The 17,262-nt window shown below is 58.0% G+C and carries 17 protein-coding genes; 9 read left to right on the top strand and 8 right to left on the bottom strand.

What is annotated here, in order from left to right; genetic code table 11:
- Positions 1–130: 130 nt before the first annotated feature.
- From AC09SL_RS07850 to AC09SL_RS07870, 5 genes are all read right to left on the bottom strand, one after another.
- Positions 131–352, bottom strand: coding sequence for a formate dehydrogenase subunit delta (locus AC09SL_RS07850; protein ID WP_058542721.1), 222 nt, complete (start codon positions 350–352; stop codon positions 131–133).
- Complete coding sequence (gene fdhF, locus AC09SL_RS07855) at positions 349–3,225, bottom strand: formate dehydrogenase subunit alpha (protein ID WP_058542722.1); 2,877 nt, start codon at positions 3,223–3,225, stop codon at positions 349–351. Before fdhF ends, AC09SL_RS07850 begins: the two co-directional genes overlap by 4 nt.
- Positions 3,222–4,781: a formate dehydrogenase beta subunit gene (locus AC09SL_RS07860; protein WP_058542723.1), complete on the bottom strand. Its 1,560-nt coding sequence runs from the start codon at positions 4,779–4,781 to the stop codon at positions 3,222–3,224. The genes fdhF and AC09SL_RS07860 overlap by 4 nt, the downstream gene beginning before the upstream one ends.
- Positions 4,775–5,257, bottom strand: a complete 483-nt coding sequence (locus tag AC09SL_RS07865; protein WP_064106920.1) for a formate dehydrogenase subunit gamma — start codon at positions 5,255–5,257, stop codon at positions 4,775–4,777. Before AC09SL_RS07865 ends, AC09SL_RS07860 begins: the two co-directional genes overlap by 7 nt.
- Positions 5,258–5,620: 363 nt before the next feature.
- The gene (locus AC09SL_RS07870) at positions 5,621–6,172 is read right to left on the bottom strand and encodes a cytochrome b (protein WP_058542972.1); all 552 of its coding nucleotides are present in this window, start codon (positions 6,170–6,172) and stop codon (positions 5,621–5,623) included.
- A gap of 242 nt (positions 6,173–6,414) precedes the next feature.
- Here AC09SL_RS07870 and AC09SL_RS07875 point away from each other — a divergent pair, with 242 nt between their 5' ends.
- Both AC09SL_RS07875 and AC09SL_RS07880 read left to right on the top strand, forming a co-directional pair.
- Positions 6,415–9,339, top strand: a complete 2,925-nt coding sequence (locus AC09SL_RS07875) for an RHS repeat-associated core domain-containing protein (protein ID WP_081264449.1) — start codon at positions 6,415–6,417, stop codon at positions 9,337–9,339.
- 137 nt (positions 9,340–9,476) lie between these two features.
- Positions 9,477–9,638 (top strand): DUF2986 domain-containing protein, encoded by a 162-nt coding sequence (locus AC09SL_RS07880; RefSeq protein WP_064503197.1) that lies wholly within the window; start codon positions 9,477–9,479, stop codon positions 9,636–9,638.
- Between the two features lie 23 nt (positions 9,639–9,661).
- Here the strand turns inward: AC09SL_RS07880 and AC09SL_RS07885 are convergent, their stop codons facing one another.
- Positions 9,662–10,378: a class I SAM-dependent methyltransferase gene (locus tag AC09SL_RS07885; RefSeq protein ID WP_058542974.1), complete on the bottom strand. Its 717-nt coding sequence runs from the start codon at positions 10,376–10,378 to the stop codon at positions 9,662–9,664.
- Positions 10,379–10,584: 206 nt separating this feature from the next.
- Here AC09SL_RS07885 and arsH point away from each other — a divergent pair, with 206 nt between their 5' ends.
- Positions 10,585–11,319 (top strand): arsenical resistance protein ArsH, encoded by a 735-nt coding sequence (gene arsH / locus AC09SL_RS07890; protein WP_058542975.1) that lies wholly within the window; start codon positions 10,585–10,587, stop codon positions 11,317–11,319.
- Between the two features lie 41 nt (positions 11,320–11,360).
- Here the strand turns inward: arsH and AC09SL_RS07895 are convergent, their stop codons facing one another.
- Together AC09SL_RS07895 and AC09SL_RS07900 are read right to left on the bottom strand one after the other, a co-directional pair.
- Entirely contained in the window at positions 11,361–12,008 is a 648-nt protein-coding gene (locus AC09SL_RS07895) for a DUF998 domain-containing protein (RefSeq protein WP_058542976.1), read from the bottom strand.
- Between the two features lie 75 nt (positions 12,009–12,083).
- Complete coding sequence (locus tag AC09SL_RS07900) at positions 12,084–12,389, bottom strand: NIPSNAP family protein (RefSeq protein WP_058542977.1); 306 nt, start codon at positions 12,387–12,389, stop codon at positions 12,084–12,086.
- Between the two features lie 145 nt (positions 12,390–12,534).
- Here AC09SL_RS07900 and AC09SL_RS07905 point away from each other — a divergent pair, with 145 nt between their 5' ends.
- The 6 genes from AC09SL_RS07905 to pstB all read left to right on the top strand — a co-directional run bounded on the left by AC09SL_RS07905 (position 12,535) and on the right by pstB (position 17,214).
- Positions 12,535–12,714, top strand: coding sequence for a hypothetical protein (locus AC09SL_RS07905; protein WP_058542978.1), 180 nt, complete (start codon positions 12,535–12,537; stop codon positions 12,712–12,714).
- 134 nt (positions 12,715–12,848) lie between these two features.
- Positions 12,849–13,214, top strand: a complete 366-nt coding sequence (locus AC09SL_RS07910) for a YidH family protein (RefSeq protein WP_058542979.1) — start codon at positions 12,849–12,851, stop codon at positions 13,212–13,214.
- A gap of 264 nt (positions 13,215–13,478) precedes the next feature.
- Positions 13,479–14,495: a phosphate ABC transporter substrate-binding protein PstS gene (pstS, locus tag AC09SL_RS07915; protein ID WP_058542980.1), complete on the top strand. Its 1,017-nt coding sequence runs from the start codon at positions 13,479–13,481 to the stop codon at positions 14,493–14,495.
- 102 nt (positions 14,496–14,597) lie between these two features.
- Entirely contained in the window at positions 14,598–15,566 is a 969-nt protein-coding gene (gene pstC / locus AC09SL_RS07920) for a phosphate ABC transporter permease subunit PstC (RefSeq protein WP_064106922.1), read from the top strand.
- Complete coding sequence (gene pstA, locus AC09SL_RS07925; protein ID WP_058542981.1) at positions 15,563–16,435, top strand: phosphate ABC transporter permease PstA; 873 nt, start codon at positions 15,563–15,565, stop codon at positions 16,433–16,435. Before pstC ends, pstA begins: the two co-directional genes overlap by 4 nt.
- The gene (gene pstB, locus AC09SL_RS07930; RefSeq protein ID WP_058542982.1) at positions 16,435–17,214 is read left to right on the top strand and encodes a phosphate ABC transporter ATP-binding protein PstB; all 780 of its coding nucleotides are present in this window, start codon (positions 16,435–16,437) and stop codon (positions 17,212–17,214) included. Before pstA ends, pstB begins: the two co-directional genes overlap by 1 nt.
- The last annotated feature ends 48 nt before the right edge of the window (positions 17,215–17,262 follow it).

The following is a 17,262-nucleotide window of genomic DNA, read 5'->3' on the forward strand; positions in this document are numbered from 1 at the left end:
GGTTTGCATGAAAGGTGGGGGCATGGACGCTTAGCATGGCGTTGGCACCACACTCATCACCCATTAAATACTGTTCCTTTTTGACGGTGTCGGTTGCCGTCAAAAAGGAACGTATTTGCGAAACGGGACGCTAGGTCTTCTCTTTAGGCTCCGCCAGCGCCTCCAGCACCAAGGGGTGCAGGACAGCCTCTGGATGCATCTGTTGCCACCCCTGCAATTGCTGGCGCATGCCCGGCGTCCAGAAGCTCTTGATGTGCTGGCGCACGCCATTGACCGCCAATGTGTGATCCGGCTCGCTGGCGAAATACTGAGCGATCTGGTTGGCCATCTTGATCAAGCTATCAGAGCTCATCGACGCACCTCGGCCTTCTCGGCATGGCGACGTTCCCTGAGCAAGCGGCTTTGTTCATCACTGAACGCCTGGTAGCGCTTCTGCCATTCCGAAGGCTGGCTGACCCGCACGATCTCGACCGCCGTCACCTTGTATTCCGGGCAGTTGGTGGCCCAGTCGGAGTTGTCGGTGGTGATCACGTTGGCGCCCGATTCAGGGAAGTGGAACGTGGTGTAGACCACGCCCGGTGCCACCCGCTCGGTCACCTTCGCACGCAGCACTGTTTGCCCGGCACGACTGCCGATACCCACCCAGTCTTCGTCGACGATCCCGCGGTTCTCGGCGTCGGTTGGGTGAATCTCCAACCGGTCCTCCTCGTGCCAGGCCACGTTGTCGGTACGCCGGGTCTGGGCACCGACGTTGTACTGGCTGAGGATACGTCCGGTGGTCAGCAACAGTGGATAGCGGCTGTTGACCTTCTCATCGGTGGGCACGTAGCCGGTGAGCATGAAGCGCCCTTTGCCGCGGACGAACTGATCGATGTGCATGGTCGGCGTGCCGTCCGGTGCGGCATCGTTGCAAGGCCATTGCAGGCTGCCGTGACGATCCAGTTCGGCGTAGCTGACGCGGGTGAAAGTCGGCGTCAGGCGGGCGATTTCATCCATGATTTGCGAAGGATGGTTGTAGTGCATCTTGTAGCCCAAGGCGTCGGCCAGGGCGATGGTGGCTTCCCAATCGGCCTTGCCGGCCAGTGGGTCCATCACCTTTCGAACGCGGGAGATACGGCGTTCGGCGTTGGTGAAGGTGCCGTCCTTCTCAAGGAACGAGCTGCCCGGCAGGAACACGTGGGCGAACTTGGCCGTCTCGTTGAGGAAGATGTCCTGGACGATCACACATTCCAACGCGGACAACGCGGCCGTCACATGCTGGGTGTTGGGGTCGCTCTGGGCGATGTCCTCGCCTTGGCAGTAAAGCGCCTTGAAGGTGCCGTCCAGGGCCGCCTCGAACATGTTCGGAATCCGCAGGCCCGGGTCGGGTTGCAGAGTGACGTTCCAGGCCTGTTCGAACTGGGCGCGTACGGTTTCGTTGGAAATGTGCCGATAACCCGGCAGCTCGTGGGGGAACGAGCCCATGTCGCAGGAGCCCTGGACGTTGTTCTGTCCACGCAGCGGGTTCACCCCGACACCTTCGCGACCGATGTTGCCGGTGGCCATGGCCAGGTTGGCGATGCCCATGACCGAGGTGCTGCCTTGGCTGTGCTCGGTGACGCCGAGGCCGTAGTAGATGGCCGCGTTGCCGCCGGTGGCGTAGAGCCGTGCAGCGGCGCGGATCTGCTCGGCAGGCACGCCACACACCGGGCCCAGGACCTCAGGGGAGTTTTCCGGCTGGCTGACGAAATCGCGCCAGCGAGCGAAGTCCGCCGCCTCGCAGCGTGCCTCGACAAAAGGCTGGTCAATCAAGCCTTCGGTGGCAATCACATGGCCCAAGGCATTGAGCATTGCCACGTTGGTGCCCGGACGCAGTTGCAAGTGCAGCTCGGCACGGGCGTGAGGCGAATCCACCAGGTCAATGCGCCGTGGGTCGATGACAATCAGCCGTGCGCCCTGACGCAGGCGGCGCTTGAGCTGTGAGCCGAACACCGGGTGCGCGTCAGTCGGGTTGGCGCCCATCACCAGGATGACGTCGGCCTTCATCACCGAGTCGAAATTCTGGGTGCCGGCGGACTCGCCCAAGGTCTGCTTGAGGCCGTAACCGGTAGGCGAATGGCAGACGCGGGCACAGGTGTCGACGTTGTTGTTGCCGAACGCGGTGCGCACCAGTTTTTGCACCAGGTAGGTTTCTTCGTTGGTGCAGCGGCTGGAGGTGATGCCCCCGATGGAGTCGCGCCCGTACTTGAGCTGGATCCGGCGCAATTCGCTGGCGGCATAGGTGACCGCCTCGTCCCAACTGACTTCCTGCCACGGGTCGTTGATGTGCTTGCGGATCATCGGCTTGGTGATGCGGTCCGGGTGCGTGGCGTAGCCCCAGGCGAAGCGCCCCTTGACACAGGAGTGACCGTGGTTGGCCTGGCCGTTCTTGTCCGGGACCATGCGCACCAGTTGTTCGCCTTTCATCTCGGCGCGGAACGAGCAACCCACGCCGCAGTAGGCGCAAGTGGTGATGACGCTGCGCTCCGGCTGGCCGATCTCCACGACGCTCTTGTCGATCAGGGTCGCCGTCGGGCACGCCTGCACGCAGGCGCCGCAGGACACGCATTCGGAGTCGAGGAAGTTGTCACCTCCGGCTGCCGCCACTCGAGAGTCAAAACCACGTCCGGTGATCGTCAGGGCGAAGGTGCCCTGGATTTCCTCGCAGGCACGCACGCAGCGGTTGCAGACGATGCACTTGCTCGGGTCGTACTCGAAATAGGGGTTGGAAACGTCCTTGGCTTCATCCAGGTGATTGGCGCCGTCGTAGCCGTAGCGCACTTCGCGCAGGCCCACCTGCCCCGCCACCGTCTGCAATTCGCAGTTGCCGTTGGCTGCGCACGTCAGGCAGTCCAGCGGGTGGTCGGAGATGTACAGCTCCATCACGTTGCGTCGCAAATCGGCGAGCTTGGAGGTCTGGGTGCGCACCACCATGCCCTCGGTCACCGGTGTGGTGCAGGAGGCCGGATAACCGCGCATGCCGTCGATCTCCACCAGGCACATGCGGCAGGAGCCGAACGCCTCCAGGCTGTCGGTGGCGCAGAGTTTGGGAATGGTGGTGCCGAGCAAGGCCGCGGCACGCATGACCGAGGTGCCGGAGGCGACGCTGATTTCGCGCCCGTCGATGGTCAGGCTGACCTGCACGTCGCTTTCGCGCGCCGGGGTGCCCAGGTCGATATCACTGCTGGGGTCGAAGATAGTGATCATTGGTCGGCCTCCGTGGTCGCCAGACCGAAGTCGGCGGGGAAATGCTTGAGGGCGCTGGCGACAGGGTAGGACGTCATCCCACCGAGGGCACAGAGCGAACCGTATTGCAGGGTATCGCACAGATCCTGCAACAGCAGGGCCTGTTCCTGACGAGCAGCGGTTTCGGTGCTGGCGATCAAGCGATCCACCACTTCCACCCCACGGGTGGAGCCGATCCGGCACGGCGTGCACTTGCCACAGGATTCCTCGGCGCAGAACTGCAAGGCGAAGCGGGCCATCTGGGCCATGTCCAGGCTGTCGTCGGCAACCACCACGCCACCGTGGCCAAGCATCGCGCCCATGGCGGCGAACGCTTCGTAGTCCAGCGGTGTATCGAATTGCGAAGGCGGCACCCAAGCCCCCAACGGCCCGCCCACTTGCGCGGCCTTCAGGGGACGACCGCTGGCGGTACCGCCGCCGTAGCCTTCCACCAGTTCACGCAGGCTCAGGCCGAAGGCGCGCTCCACCAAGCCACCCTGACGGACGTTGCCGGCCAGTTGGAACGGCATCGTGCCCAGGGAACGGCCCATGCCGAAGTCGCGATAGAACTGCGCGCCCTTCTCCAGGATGATCGGCACCGAGGCCAGGGTCACTACGTTGTGCACCAGCGTCGGCAGCCCGAACAGGCCTTGAATCGCCGGCAGTGGCGGTTTGGCGCGAACCGTGCCGCGCTTGCCCTCGAGCGATTCCAGCAGTGCGGTTTCTTCGCCACAGATATAGGCGCCGGCGCCGACACGAACCTCAATGTCGAAGGCGCAGCCGCTAGCGCTCACGTTCGCCCCCAGATAGCCGGCGTCGCGAGCGATGCGCAGCGCTTCGTTCAGCGTACTGATGGCGGCCGGGTATTCCGAACGCACGTAGATGTAGCCCATCGTCGCGCCTACGGCGATGCCAGCAATGATCATGCCTTCGATGAGCAGGAAGGGGTCGCCCTCCATCAGCATACGGTCGGCGAAGGTGCCGGAGTCGCCTTCATCGGCGTTACACACCACATACTTCTGTGCACCCACGGCATCGCGCACCGTGCGCCACTTGATGCCCGCCGGGAATGCCGCACCGCCCCGACCGCGCAGGCCGGAATCGAGCACGCTGGCGACCACATCTGCGCCATCCATCTGGATGGACCGGGCCAGGCCCAGGAATCCGCCCCGGGCACGGTAGTCGTCCAGGGACAGCGGTTGCGTGATGCCGGCGCGCGCGAACAGCAGGCGCTGCTGGCTCTTGAGATAGGGAATCTCCTCCACCGGCCCCAGTGCCAGCGGATGGCTGCCCGGATCGCCTGCCAGCGCATCCAGCAGGCTCGGCACATCGGCTGGTGTGACAGGGCCAAAGCCCAGACGGACGCCGGCGCTTTCGAGCTCTACCAGCGGTTCCAACCAATAGAGGCCACGGGAACTGGTGCGCAACACCGTCAACGGCAGTTGTCGACGCTCAGCCTCAAGGGCCAACGCATCGGCCACCTTGTCCGCGCCCACGGCACGGGCCACAGAATCGCGGGGGATACAGAGCGTCAGCATGCGCCCTCCTCCATGCAATCATTGACCAACTGACGCAGACGCTCGGGCGTGATCCGCGCATGCAGCTCCCCGTCCAGCTCCAAGGCCGGCGAGCAGACGCAGGCACCCAGGCAATAGACCGGCCGCAGGCTGATGCTCCCATCGGCGCTGGTGCCGTGATCGTCCAGCGCCAGTTGCTCGCGCAGCTGCGCAGCCAGGGCTTCGGCGCCCATGCTCTTGCAGGACTCGGCCCGGCACAAGCGCAGGGTATGGCGCGCCGGCGGCGTGGTGCGGAAATCGTGATAGAAACTGATGACCCCGCGCACTTCAGCCTGGCTGAGGTTCAGGGCGTGGGCGATCTCCGGGACGGCGCTGTCGGGGACATACCCGCAGCCTGCCTGGATGGCATGGAGAATAGGCAGCAAGGCACCGGGGGTGTCCTTTTCGCGCGCAAGCACGCTATGGATCAAAGGCAGGTGAAGCGTCTCATCGGGCATAAACGTACCTCGGCATCTCGAACGCCACCGCCGCATAGCGGCAGCCGTCCGGAGTCTTGGCTGCGGCGGCCGGCCCACGTCACGGTCGCGTGGCACATCCGATCGCCATTCTCGCTCTCCGGCCAGTGTCTTAGATGCACTTGGTCCGGGGCATCCTCACAGCTTGCCACTCCCGGGGGTTGGCGATTGCACATGGGCGACGAAACGTGTTCTGAAAGCGACTTGGGGTAAATAAGTCGCAAAAACAGGAAAGCCGATTTGATCGATAGGTTCGTGCAAACAAACATATCTGACAAACCGGCGCAATTGGACTGCGTCAGAGAGACGCTTGGAGCGCGGCACTCATTGCCGTCAACCGAGTAGTCAAGACCGATTTCGCCCCGGCAGCATCCGGGCCAGGGTATTGTCACCCACCCAGTAATGATGGAACAGACCGGCCGCCGCATGCAGGCCGATCAGCCAGTAGCCGCCGCTGCCGAGCAACTCGTGCCAGTACTTGAGTTGTTTGGCCAAATCGGGATCCACCGCCACGGGGGCCGGCAAGAAGAACCCGAAGTACGGCACCGGCTTGCCTCCGGCGGCCAGCATCAGCCAGGCCAGCACCGGTGTCGCGATCATCAGGCCATACAAGGCGGCATGCATCAGGTGGGAAGCCCCCGTCTGCCAGGCCGGTGGCGCGGGTGTAACCGGCGGGCGCGGTGTCAAGCGCCCGAACAAGCGGACCCAAACCAGTGCAAAAATGCTCACCCCGAAGAGCCCGTGCAACCCCAGTAACAGGCTTCGCCCGGTGCTGCCACGGGGCAACAAACCCTTGATCTCAATGCAGGCATACACACCGACGAACAGCGCCAGCATCAACCAGTGCAGGGTCATCGACAGTTTTCCATAACGGTTTACGGCAATATCGCGGGTCATAACGCGCCTCGTGAAGGTCTGACGGACTGCCGACTCGTTCGCCAGCCCCGATTCGGTCGATGGGAACCGATGCTGCCAACTTGCAGGTGAAGTCTTAAGGCAGTCTGAAGACGACATTTCAAGAAGCTCTAAGAACCAAATATTTGTTTTTCCCTGTTATTGATAACACAAGCGTCTTAACTGCCCTCGCAAACTGATAGTTCTGACAGGTCAAAAGTCCAACCAACAAGCGCATAAACATCATGGCAGGCAGCGAAGGACGTCCTTCAACTTCTTTCACGGACCGCATCGAGCCCCTTGACCATGAATATTCTTCGCGCCGAGACCAGATGACCTACTCCTCGACATTGCATGCCGCGACCCCCGTCTTGTCGGTGATCGAACCGAGGGGACTGCCGGTACGCACAGTGCAGTATCACCGTCGTCTCGATAACGATCCTGTCGCCCCTCGCGTCAATCGCCAGGCCTATGACACGCTGGGTCGTTTGATAGCGCATTGGGACCCGCGCCTATGGGCGTTGATGGAGGGAGGATCGGCGGCACCAGCGAATCAGACATCGATCCATAGCCTGTGCGGTCAAGTATTGGCTGACACCAATGTCGACGCGGGCTTGCGCGTGAGCTTGTTGGGCGACGCGGGCCAAATATTGCACCGCTGGGACAGCCGGGGCACTGAAAGACGTATCGAATACGACCGTTCATTACGCCCGGTGGCGGTCTTCGAGCAAGGCCAGGGGGAGCTTGAGCGCTGCGTGGAACGCCTGACTTACGGGGAACCCGAGGCCCATGCACATAATCTCTGTGGCCTGCTGACACGCCATGATGATCCGGCTGGCAGCCAGCAGGTGCATGAGGCAGGTTTGAAGGGCGGTATCCTGCTGCAGTCTCGACGTTTTTTGCTACAGGAAACGCTGCCGGACTGGCCGCTAGAACCATCCCTGCGCGATGCAATGTTAGAACCTGCGCCCGAGCGCGCGATTACACAGTACCACTACGATGCGCTGGGTAATGTCCTGACCCAGACCGATGCCAGGGGCCATCGCCAGCGCTTCACCTATTGCGTAGCTGGGCATTTGCGTCGCGTTTGGCTGCAACTGGCTGGCCAAACCGAACAGGTAGTGTTGTCGATGATCGGGTACAACGCCTTCGCTCAAGTCGAGATGGAAGTCGCCGGCAACGGGGTCGTCAGCACAGCCGACTATTGTCCCCTCAGCGGCCGACTCAAGCGCCTGTTTGTGCGCAGGGATAACGGCACGCAGTTGCTAGATCTGCGATACGACCACGATCCGATGGGCAATATTCTCAGCATTCGCGATGAGGCGCTGCCCGTTCGGTATTTTAATAACCAACGCATCGAACCGCTAAGCACCTATCGCTACGACACGCTCTATCAATTGATTGAGGCCACCGGCAGAGAAATCGCCATCGGGCGACAAGGGCCCGCCTTGCCGGAGCTACAACCCGCACCTCTTGATCCCAATCAGCTAAGTCAATTTACTCAGACGTATTGCTATGACGCAGGGAATAACCTGACGACATTGCGGCATGTCGGCGCCCACTCCTACACCAGGGAAATGCAGGTGGACGGCCTGAGCAACCGCAGCGTGCCAAAAGAGATCGACCTGGCCTCGGCGTTTGATGCCAACGGCAATCTGCAGCATTTGCAGCCCGGACAAGTGCTGAACTGGGACCTGCGTAACCAGTTGCAGCGCGTTACTCCGGTAGAACGATTAGACGCGGCCAATGATGACGAGGTGTATATCTATGACGGTAACCACCAACGGGTCAGAAAGATTCACCGCAGCCAAGCCCGGACGGTCGCGCATCGGGCCGAGGTGCGTTATTTGCCCGGCCTGGAGTTACGTACCGATACGAAGAATGGCGAAAGCTTGCAGGTGATCAGCATGTCCTTCGGCCTCGGCGGAGTTCGAATGCTGCATTGGGACGCCGGGCTGCCGGATGGTTTGAGCAATGATCAGTTGCGCTACAGCGTGAGCGACCACCTGGGTAGCAGCAACATTGAACTGGACCATCAGTCGCGACTGCTCAGCCAGGAAGGCTACTACCCGTATGGAGGCACGGCTTGGTGGGCAGGGCGTGACGCCATCGAGGCAACGTACAAGACCCTGCGTTATTCAGGTAAGGAGCGTGATGCCACCGGCTTGTATTACTACGGCTTCCGTTATTACGCGCCGTGGCTCAGTCGATGGATCAATCCGGATCCGGCGGGCGGCATCGATGGTTTGAACCGGTTCAGGATGGCCAGGAACAATCCGATCACCTTAATCGACCAAGACGGATTTCAACCCATCTATCCAGTCTTAAGTGCTTTTCTAGGCGATATTTTTGATGATCCTGGCTATGCCCGTAAGGGTAGCTACCTGCTGGCGCCAGGCGCGTCGGCTGATCATGCCCCCATCGCAATATGGGATGACCGAATATATGTGGGCACGGCCGAACGACACATGGGAATTCGCCCAGATGACGAGAAAGGTTTCCCTCACTTTGTGGGTGAAATAACAGGACGGCAGATCACCAATGCTTCTGGGCATTACATACCCCCTGCTGGGCTGGGGCACCTTATCCCGGATGGGTACACCTACGTTGAACAATACGCAGGCAGTAGTGCCTCCCCTATCCGCCTGACCATGTTCTCTTCGCCTCAGAATTACGTGGACAAGGTGACGGAATTTAGGCAGCACAATGATAAATTGGACAGAGCCAAGGGAGTAATGAGCTTCCTGAAGGAACACCACCTTTATGACGCTGCTAGCCGCGTCGCCCACACGCAAGGAAACCTGCGTGTCACCCAGCTTTTTCGAGACAGCGGGATAGAAATTGAAGACAGCGTCGGAGAAACCCTTAGCAACCTTCACGACCAAATTGCTCCCCTTGAAAGAGCGATACTCTGGGGCGCAAAGTCCAAACAAAACGAAGCAAAATTAGCAACGATAATGAGCCACATAAAAACCATAGACAACATCATAAAGAAGGACAGTACGATCTCAAGCCAGCCTTATTCCTTCATTAAAGCAGATGTTGAATCGCCCCCATCAACGCCGCGACGGGCTGTGGGCGGCTCTGCAAGTCAGATCAGCCGAGCGCAAGCGTCCCCGCCCAGACAAGCCAGCGTCTTTTCCCGGATTAGAAAGGCGATGAGGCGTTAAGCGGCGAAACGCTCTGTCGAGCAAAGGCTGCCAGGCATGCTCGAGCGCCGCGTGAAGCCCATTGCCAAAGTCAGGAAAAATCCTGAGAAAACGGAAAGCTGATACCATCCGGAAATTGACATGCTGAGCAGAACGAAATGAATCGCCGCAAGAAAATAAACCAGTTATTGAAGGCGAACGCCAAAAAAGCCAGTGCCAAGCTGGCCCCCAAAAACAAGCCTCAATACATCAGCAAAGCCGACCGACTGAAACTGGCGGCTGAAGCCAGTGACGCGCCCATCACGCCCCCGGAAAGCTGATCCACGACGTTTGAGCTCCATCCTCAGACCGTTTTGCACGTTAGCCAGGCGCCCCAGAAAAGACTGCTGAAGAACCGGGTAGCACGGCCGAACCCTGCATCATTCAACAGTTTTTGAACCGCTGCCTCGGAATGTGGAGGGTCGGCGCCTTGAAGAATTTTCCCAAGCTTGACCGTCACTTCTTCCGGGCTGGCGCCATGCTGTCGCCACCGTTGCCCCCAGGCCGCGAGGAGTAATGGCTGGCTGGCATACGCATATTGGTTTCCAGCGACAATCAGCGGCGCTCCCGGCTTCAGATGTGCCTGGATGGACCGCAATATTTTCAACTTGGCTTCATCCCCATCGAGATGATGGAGTACACCGATCAAGGTAGCGGCATCGTACGACCCGTTTGCTACCAGGTCTTCAACATGCCCAAGGTGCATGGCGGTTCTTTCAAGCAAGTTGTTTGCAGCTAACTGCTGCTCCGCGGCCTCCAGCATCGGCCCGGACGGATCGACGGCAGTGAAACGCCAACCCGGCTCCAGCTTGGCCATGGCAATGATCTCCTGCGCCGTACCGCCGGCGCCCACCACCAGTACTTTCGCCGAGCCCGCGTTTCCAAGGGTCGCCGCCAGCATGCACGCCGTCAGATCCTGGCAGGCGTCGTACCCGGCGAGCGCAATGCGGCTCTGCCGGCCGTACTCGTTGGCCCGTGAAGTATCAAATTTTTCCGCTGAATTAAACGAGGATGATTTCAAAGCGCAGTTCTCCGTGTCCGGAAACCAAGCTACGCCTCGCTTAAGGATAATAAAAATTCATTAATTTTATGCGTAGCATTCCCACAAGGAATATCTGTTTTCATCAGCAGAATTTTGCGCAGCCAGCCAATTGCGGCTTGCGATAAACATATGGAAATACGAATATACTTTTTTCCATATGTTCTGGACCGGATTGGAGCTGTGTAATGACTGAGTTCTCCAGCGAAACCCCGCATGACTTCCCAAATCTTGACCTGTCACTCTTCGACGCACCAACACCGGAAAAACTCGCAAAGAGCGCAGAACCAGAACATAAACCGCGCATACTTTTACTGTACGGATCAACCCGCGAGCGCTCTTTCAGTCAGTTGCTAACCCGCGAAGCGGCGCGCCTGTTGGAGCTCATGGGCGCCGAAACCGCGGTCTTCGATCCGTCCGGGCTGCCGCTGCCGGACGATGCGCCCGTCGATCATCCCAAGGTCCAGGAACTGCGCGACTTGGTGATGTGGTCGGAAGGCCAGGTCTGGTGCTCACCAGAACGCCACGGCTCGATGTCGGCAGTGTTCAAGGCACAGATCGACTGGATCCCGCTCGCGCTGGGCGCGGTTCGTCCTTCCCAAGGCAAGACGTTGGCGGTGATGCAGGTATGCGGCGGATCGCAATCCTTCAACACCGTGAATCAACTTCGCGTACTGGGTCGCTGGATGCGCATGGTCACGATCCCCAACCAATCCTCCGTCCCCAAAGCCTTCCTTGAGTTCGACGAAGCCGGGCGCATGAAACCCTCGTCCTATTACGACCGGGTCGTCGATGTCATGGAGGAACTGATGAAGTTCACCTTGCTGGTGCGCGGCAGAGAAACCTATTTGGTAGACCGCTACTCCGAGCGCAAGGAAAGCGCCGAAGCGCTCTCCAAACGCGTTAACCAGAGGTCTATCTAGGCGTAGCGATAGTGGCGAGTTTTTCGGTGTGATGTAGGACTTTAACGGACGTACGCTGCATTAACATCGGCCTCATACTGAAGGGCAGCTACGGCCAATGACGCAATCCAGACCACCGAAACCCCGTAATTGAGTCGCTGGTACAGGCCGAACAAGTGACCGTCGGCCAATGCCGTCGCCATCAACATAACCGTCGCGATGGCCAGGACTACGCAGATCGCCGAGATCATTGCGAACCTGGACGATGCGAGCAGCGCCTTGCCGAGGAACGTCCACAGCGCTCCCGCCAGAGTGAGCGAGATGAACATCACCAGCCCCGCAAAATTGTGGCTCTGTTGCGAGACTGACGGTTGAACCGGCGCACAGCCTTGATCGCAGGAAAAATAGCCGGCCGTAACGCTTGCCAAGCCATGGATGAGTATCAGTGCCGCGCTAAGCAAGGCCATACGCGATGCCTTGAACCGTCTCGCCACACCTATTGCGAAAAGCACGAACATTACACCCAGCGGAAAGTTGTTCACCCAAGCAGAGAAGCTGTGGGTTGGCGCTCCAACGGCGCCTAGTTGGCTCATGGCTTGATCCAGATGGCTGTAGCCTGGATAGGCCCGCGCAGTCAGCGTAACCCCCAAAAACAGCCAGAACGGAATCAGTATTCCAGCGCCTAGCAAAGCACGATCAATGGTTTTCATGCTGTGACACTCCGTGTCGTTGTGATGTCCGTTTGTGGTGATGTGAACTCTGGCATTGATTCAGCATCCACCTGCTCAATCAAGGACAGGGCGCAGGAAACTACGCTCATAACTCAGAATGAATCGTTGTTCCGTCGCCTGGGTCACCAATTCAACGCACTCCGGATCCTGTTCGGCTTTCCTTCGATAGTTTTCATATTCGGCCAGGCTGGAAAAGCTGAACAGGCAGTATGCGATGTTGTTGGCGCCTTCGGCAGGTAGGAAATAGCCATGATGTTTTCCGCCCATTCGGATCACCACTTCAATCCATTGGCGGGAGTAGCTCTCGAAAGCTGGGATCTGGTAGGGGTCAATGACATACCTGACATGGCAAGTAATCATGGGCTCAATCCTTTGAAAATCGGAAAAAACGGATTCTACACAGGATACGAGGCATGTCGTCGATGATTACCATTAGCTGAACAACTGCGTTGCTCATCGCAGTGCCTGACGCCAACGATCAATCATCAACCAGGATCGAAACACCATGGATGAACGCCTGGCCCTTGAGGATCTGGTGAGTCTTGAGCGCACAGGATTCCTCGGCTTTACGCTGCCGCCACTGGAGGAAACGACTGTCAGCGACGCGGCAATCATGCGGGGCTGCATCCCCAGCATCTATCAATGCCATCGTAGCCTGACAAGGGCAGTTGGACGCTTGAGGTAGTGGTTCGACACCCTGCCAAAGGCCATGCGCGCCAACCCCAACAGCTGGATGTATAAACGTACAAGTAGATTGCTATTGTTTAAAACCGTTCTGAGCGGAGCAGTTTCAAACCCTGCTTGAACAAGGAGATTTAAATGTCCGACCTGAACGATCCACGCGTGTTCTTTGCCGCTGAACGAACGTTGCTGGCATGGAACCGAACCAGCCTTTCACTGATGGCATTCGGCTTTGTGATTGAACGATCCGGGCTACTGTTGCAGATGCTAAAGCCGGGCCTTGTGGCCGCCCCTGGAAAACATGTTTCGTTCTGGATCGGACTGGCTTTTCTGACGCTGGGCTCATGGGTTGCCTGCTGGTCGTCCTGGCAATACAAAAAGGTGGTCAAAACCCTCAAGCCCGTTGAGATCCCCCTTGGCTACAGCGTCAATGCTGGCCCTGGCATTAATGTCGGTACTGCAATCCTGGGCGTTTTGCTCATGGCCTATTTGTCCATTCTGTGAGCAAGGCTGGCCTGCCTGACCTCACTCGGCTTCCCGCAATCACTTCGGCATACGAGGGTCAACGGCACCCCATGGGCTGTCGACTGGTGCGGTCGACCTTTTTTCGACGAGTAAGCGCGCGAATTTGATCGACTCGAATTTATTTCAAAATATTGCTGAATGCACCGGAATTGTCATCAGACAGAAATATTTAAAGAATTAAATCGTCACTTCTCCGATAGGTGGGTTCCTCCACTTAACTCCTTTCATTGAGGTGTTGTCGTGATGTTGCTGACTAAAAAAAGCCTGTCTGTCTTGCTGGCGTCCCTCTGCATGAGTGGCTTTGCTCATGCAACCGATGTTAACGGTGCAGGCTCCAGCTTTGTCTACCCGGTTTTGTCCAAGTGGTCGCAGGACTACAGCAAAAGCTCCAGCAACCGTATCAATTACCAGTCGATTGGGTCGGGTGGCGGTATCGCTCAGATCAAGGCTGCAACAGTAGATTTCGGTGCGTCCGACGCCCCGTTGTCTGCCGATGACCTCAAGGCCGGTGGTCTGGGTCAGTTCCCCAGTGTCATTGGAGGCATCGTGCCGGTGATGAACATTGAGGGGATCGCGCCGGGCCAATTGAGGCTCGACGGTGAGATCCTGGCGAAAATCTTCCTTGGTGAGATTACTGTCTGGAGCGACCCGGCTATCGTCGCACTGAACCCGGGCGTGAAACTGCCTGACAGCAAAATCACTGTCGTTCACCGTTCTGACGGCTCTGGCACCTCTTACAACTTCACCAACTATCTCTCCAAGGTGAGTGATGGCTGGAAATCGAAAATCGGTTTCGGCACCACCGTCCCTTGGCCCGTTGGTGTGGGAGGCAAAGGCAACGAAGGTGTATCTGCCTACGTAAAACAGATCAAAAACTCAATCGGTTACGTTGAGTACGCCTATGCCTTGCAAAACAAGATGACGCACGCACAGTTGAAGAACGCCGCCGGGAAATTCATTCAACCCAATGCCAAAGCGTTCCAAGCAGCTGCCGATACCGCAGACTGGGCTAACGCCAAGGACTTCAACCTGATCATGACCAACGCACCTGGCGATAGCGCATGGCCAATCACGGCGACCACTTGGATCATCATGTACAAACAGCCAAAGAATGCCGAGCAAAGCCAAGCTGCCTTCAACTTTTTCAAATGGTCGTTGGAGAACGGCCAGCAGCAGGCATCGGCACTGGACTATGTCGCCTTGCCTGACTCCCTGGTGAAGCGGATCGAAGGTTATTGGAAGTCTGACTTCGCCCGTTGATCCGGCAACATTAAAACACCCCTTCCTCAAGCACGTTTTGCCTGGCGAAGGGGTTTGTTTGTGAGCAGACAAAACATGAACGACACAGTCCATCTTCTGGCCATGACCACTCACACAAGCGACATTGCGAGTGATAGGCGTGCAACGCGCGATCAGCGTCATGATCTCTGGTTCAAGCGGTCAATGCTTGGCGCCGCAATGCTGGTGCTGTTGCTACTGGCGAGCATCGCCGCCTCGACACTCTGGGGCGGTCGTCTTGCATTCAAAACCTTCGGCCTTGACTTTCTTACAAGCACTGAGTGGGATGCTGTCAACAACCACTTCGGTGCACTGGTGCCGATTTACGGCACCCTCATGACGTCTTTTCTGGCGCTGCTGATTGCGGTTCCTGTCAGCTTTGGCATCGCGATTTTTCTCACTGAAGTAGCACCGCCCTGGCTGCGGATGCCCGTCGCCTCGGCGGTTGAGCTGCTCGCGGGGATTCCATCGATTATCTACGGCATGTGGGGGCTGTTCGTTTTCGGCCCGTTCATGGCAGAGCATCTATCACCCTGGATCAATGACTATCTGGGTGAACTTCCTTTAGTGGGCTCGCTGTTTCAAGGCCCACCATTAGGAATCGGCATGCTGACAGCAGGCATTGTGTTGGCAATCATGATCATGCCCTTCATCACCTCCGTCATGAATGAAGTGTTTCGTAGCGTTCCCACAACACTCAAGGAGTCTGCCTACGCGCTAGGCAGCACCACCTGGGAAGTGGTCTGGGACATCGTTCTGCCTTACACGCGGTCGGCGGTTGTCGGGGGAATTTTCCTGGGGCTCGGACGCGCATTGGGCGAGACCATGGCGGTGACTTTCGTGCTGGGTAATGCTCAACAGTTCTCCGCCTCATTGCTGATGCCAAGCAGCTCCATCGCGTCAGTCATCGCCAACGAGTTCAGCGAAGCCTATACCGACCTGCATCGTTCCTCGCTGATTGCGCTGGGCTTCTTGCTGTTTGTCGTCACCTTTATCGTCCTGGCGCTAGCACGACTCCTGCTTATGCGACTTTCACGCAAGGAGGGTCTATGACTGGCAACGAACGTCTTTACCAAATCCGAGTGTTCAAGAATCGACTTGCAATGGTGCTCAGTTGTGGCGCCACAGCCTTCGGCCTCATCTGGCTGGTCTGGATTCTGCTGACCACGGTGATCAACGGATTTCAGGCGCTCAACCTTCGCCTCTTCACACAGATGACACCGCCGCCCGGTACGGAAGGAGGTCTGGCAAACGCGTTCTATGGCAGTGCCCTGATGTCGGCTATCGCCCTGCTAATAGGAACGCCCATCGGCTTGATGGCGGGGATCTGGCTAGCGGAGTTCGCCCGACATTCGCGTCTGGGCAACACAGTCCGTTTTATTAACGACATTCTGCTTTCGGCACCGTCTATTGTGCTGGGTCTGTTCATTTACACCGGCGTTATCCTGCCGTTGAACCTGCTGACTAACCATCAGGTGGGTTTCTCTGCAATCGCCGGAGCACTGGCATTGGCACTATTGGTGATTCCAGTGGTAGTCCGGACCACTGACGAAATGCTTCAGTTGCAACCCTCAACGATGCGGGAAGCCGCGCTGGCACTAGGTGTCCCACAATGGAAACTGACCCTGCAAATCGTCTTGCGAGCGGCAAAAGCGGGGGTGGTTACCGGGGTGCTTCTAGCACTCGCCAGAATCACCGGTGAAACAGCGCCCCTGTTGTTTACAGCGTTCGGCAACCAGTTCTGGAGCAGCAATCTGCTTAAACCAATTGCCAGCGTGCCCGTGGTGATTTTCCAGTACGCCATGAGCCCATTCGATGACTGGCACGCTCTGGCCTGGGCTGGCGCATTGGTGCTGACCTTGTTTGTACTGGTACTCAGTTTTCTGTCCCGTTTGATCCTTTTGCGCAATAGGTTGACCTGATGAATAACCGTGACCTTGTCCCCGAGAGAACAAAAATTCGCGTTCGTGACCTGGAGTTTTTTTACAACAACCAGCGCTCGCTGAAGTCCATCGATATGGACATTCCAGAGAAACGCATCACCGCGATCATTGGGCCATCGGGTTGCGGGAAGTCGACGTTACTGCGGGTATTCAACCGCATCTACGCCATGTACCCAAAGCAGGAAGCGCGCGGCGAGGTGCTGCTCAACGGTGAGAATATTCTCGCGCCTGGTTACTCGATGAACCGGCTGCGCAGCCATATAGGCATGGTATTTCAGAAACCGGTGCCGTTTCCGATGTCCATTTACGACAACGTTGCCTACGCGGTGCGCCACCATGAACAACTCTCCCGTCGTGAGATGGATGCACGCGTAGAACAAGCCCTCAAAGGTGCAGCGCTTTGGGACGAGGTCAAGGACAAGCTCAAACAAAGCGCACAGAGCTTGTCGGGTGGTCAGCAACAACGCCTGTGTATAGCGCGCACCATCGCGTTGCGACCCCAAGTATTGCTTCTGGATGAGCCGACTTCCGCGCTTGACCCGATTTCCACCGGTCGTATTGAGCAGTTGATCACTGAGTTGAAAGAGCAATACACCGTTATCATCGTGACCCACAACATGCAGCAAGCCGCACGGGTGTCGGACTACACCGCCTTTATGTTCATGGGCGAATTGATTGAGCATGATGTGACCGATAAGATATTCACCACGCCAAAAGTGAAGCAGACGGAAGACTACATTACCGGTCGCTTTGGATAACGACCCTTCTTCACTCAGTACATTCGTAAGCGCTCAGCCCCTAGAGCT

This window comes from Pseudomonas sp. PF05, assembly GCF_056521845.1.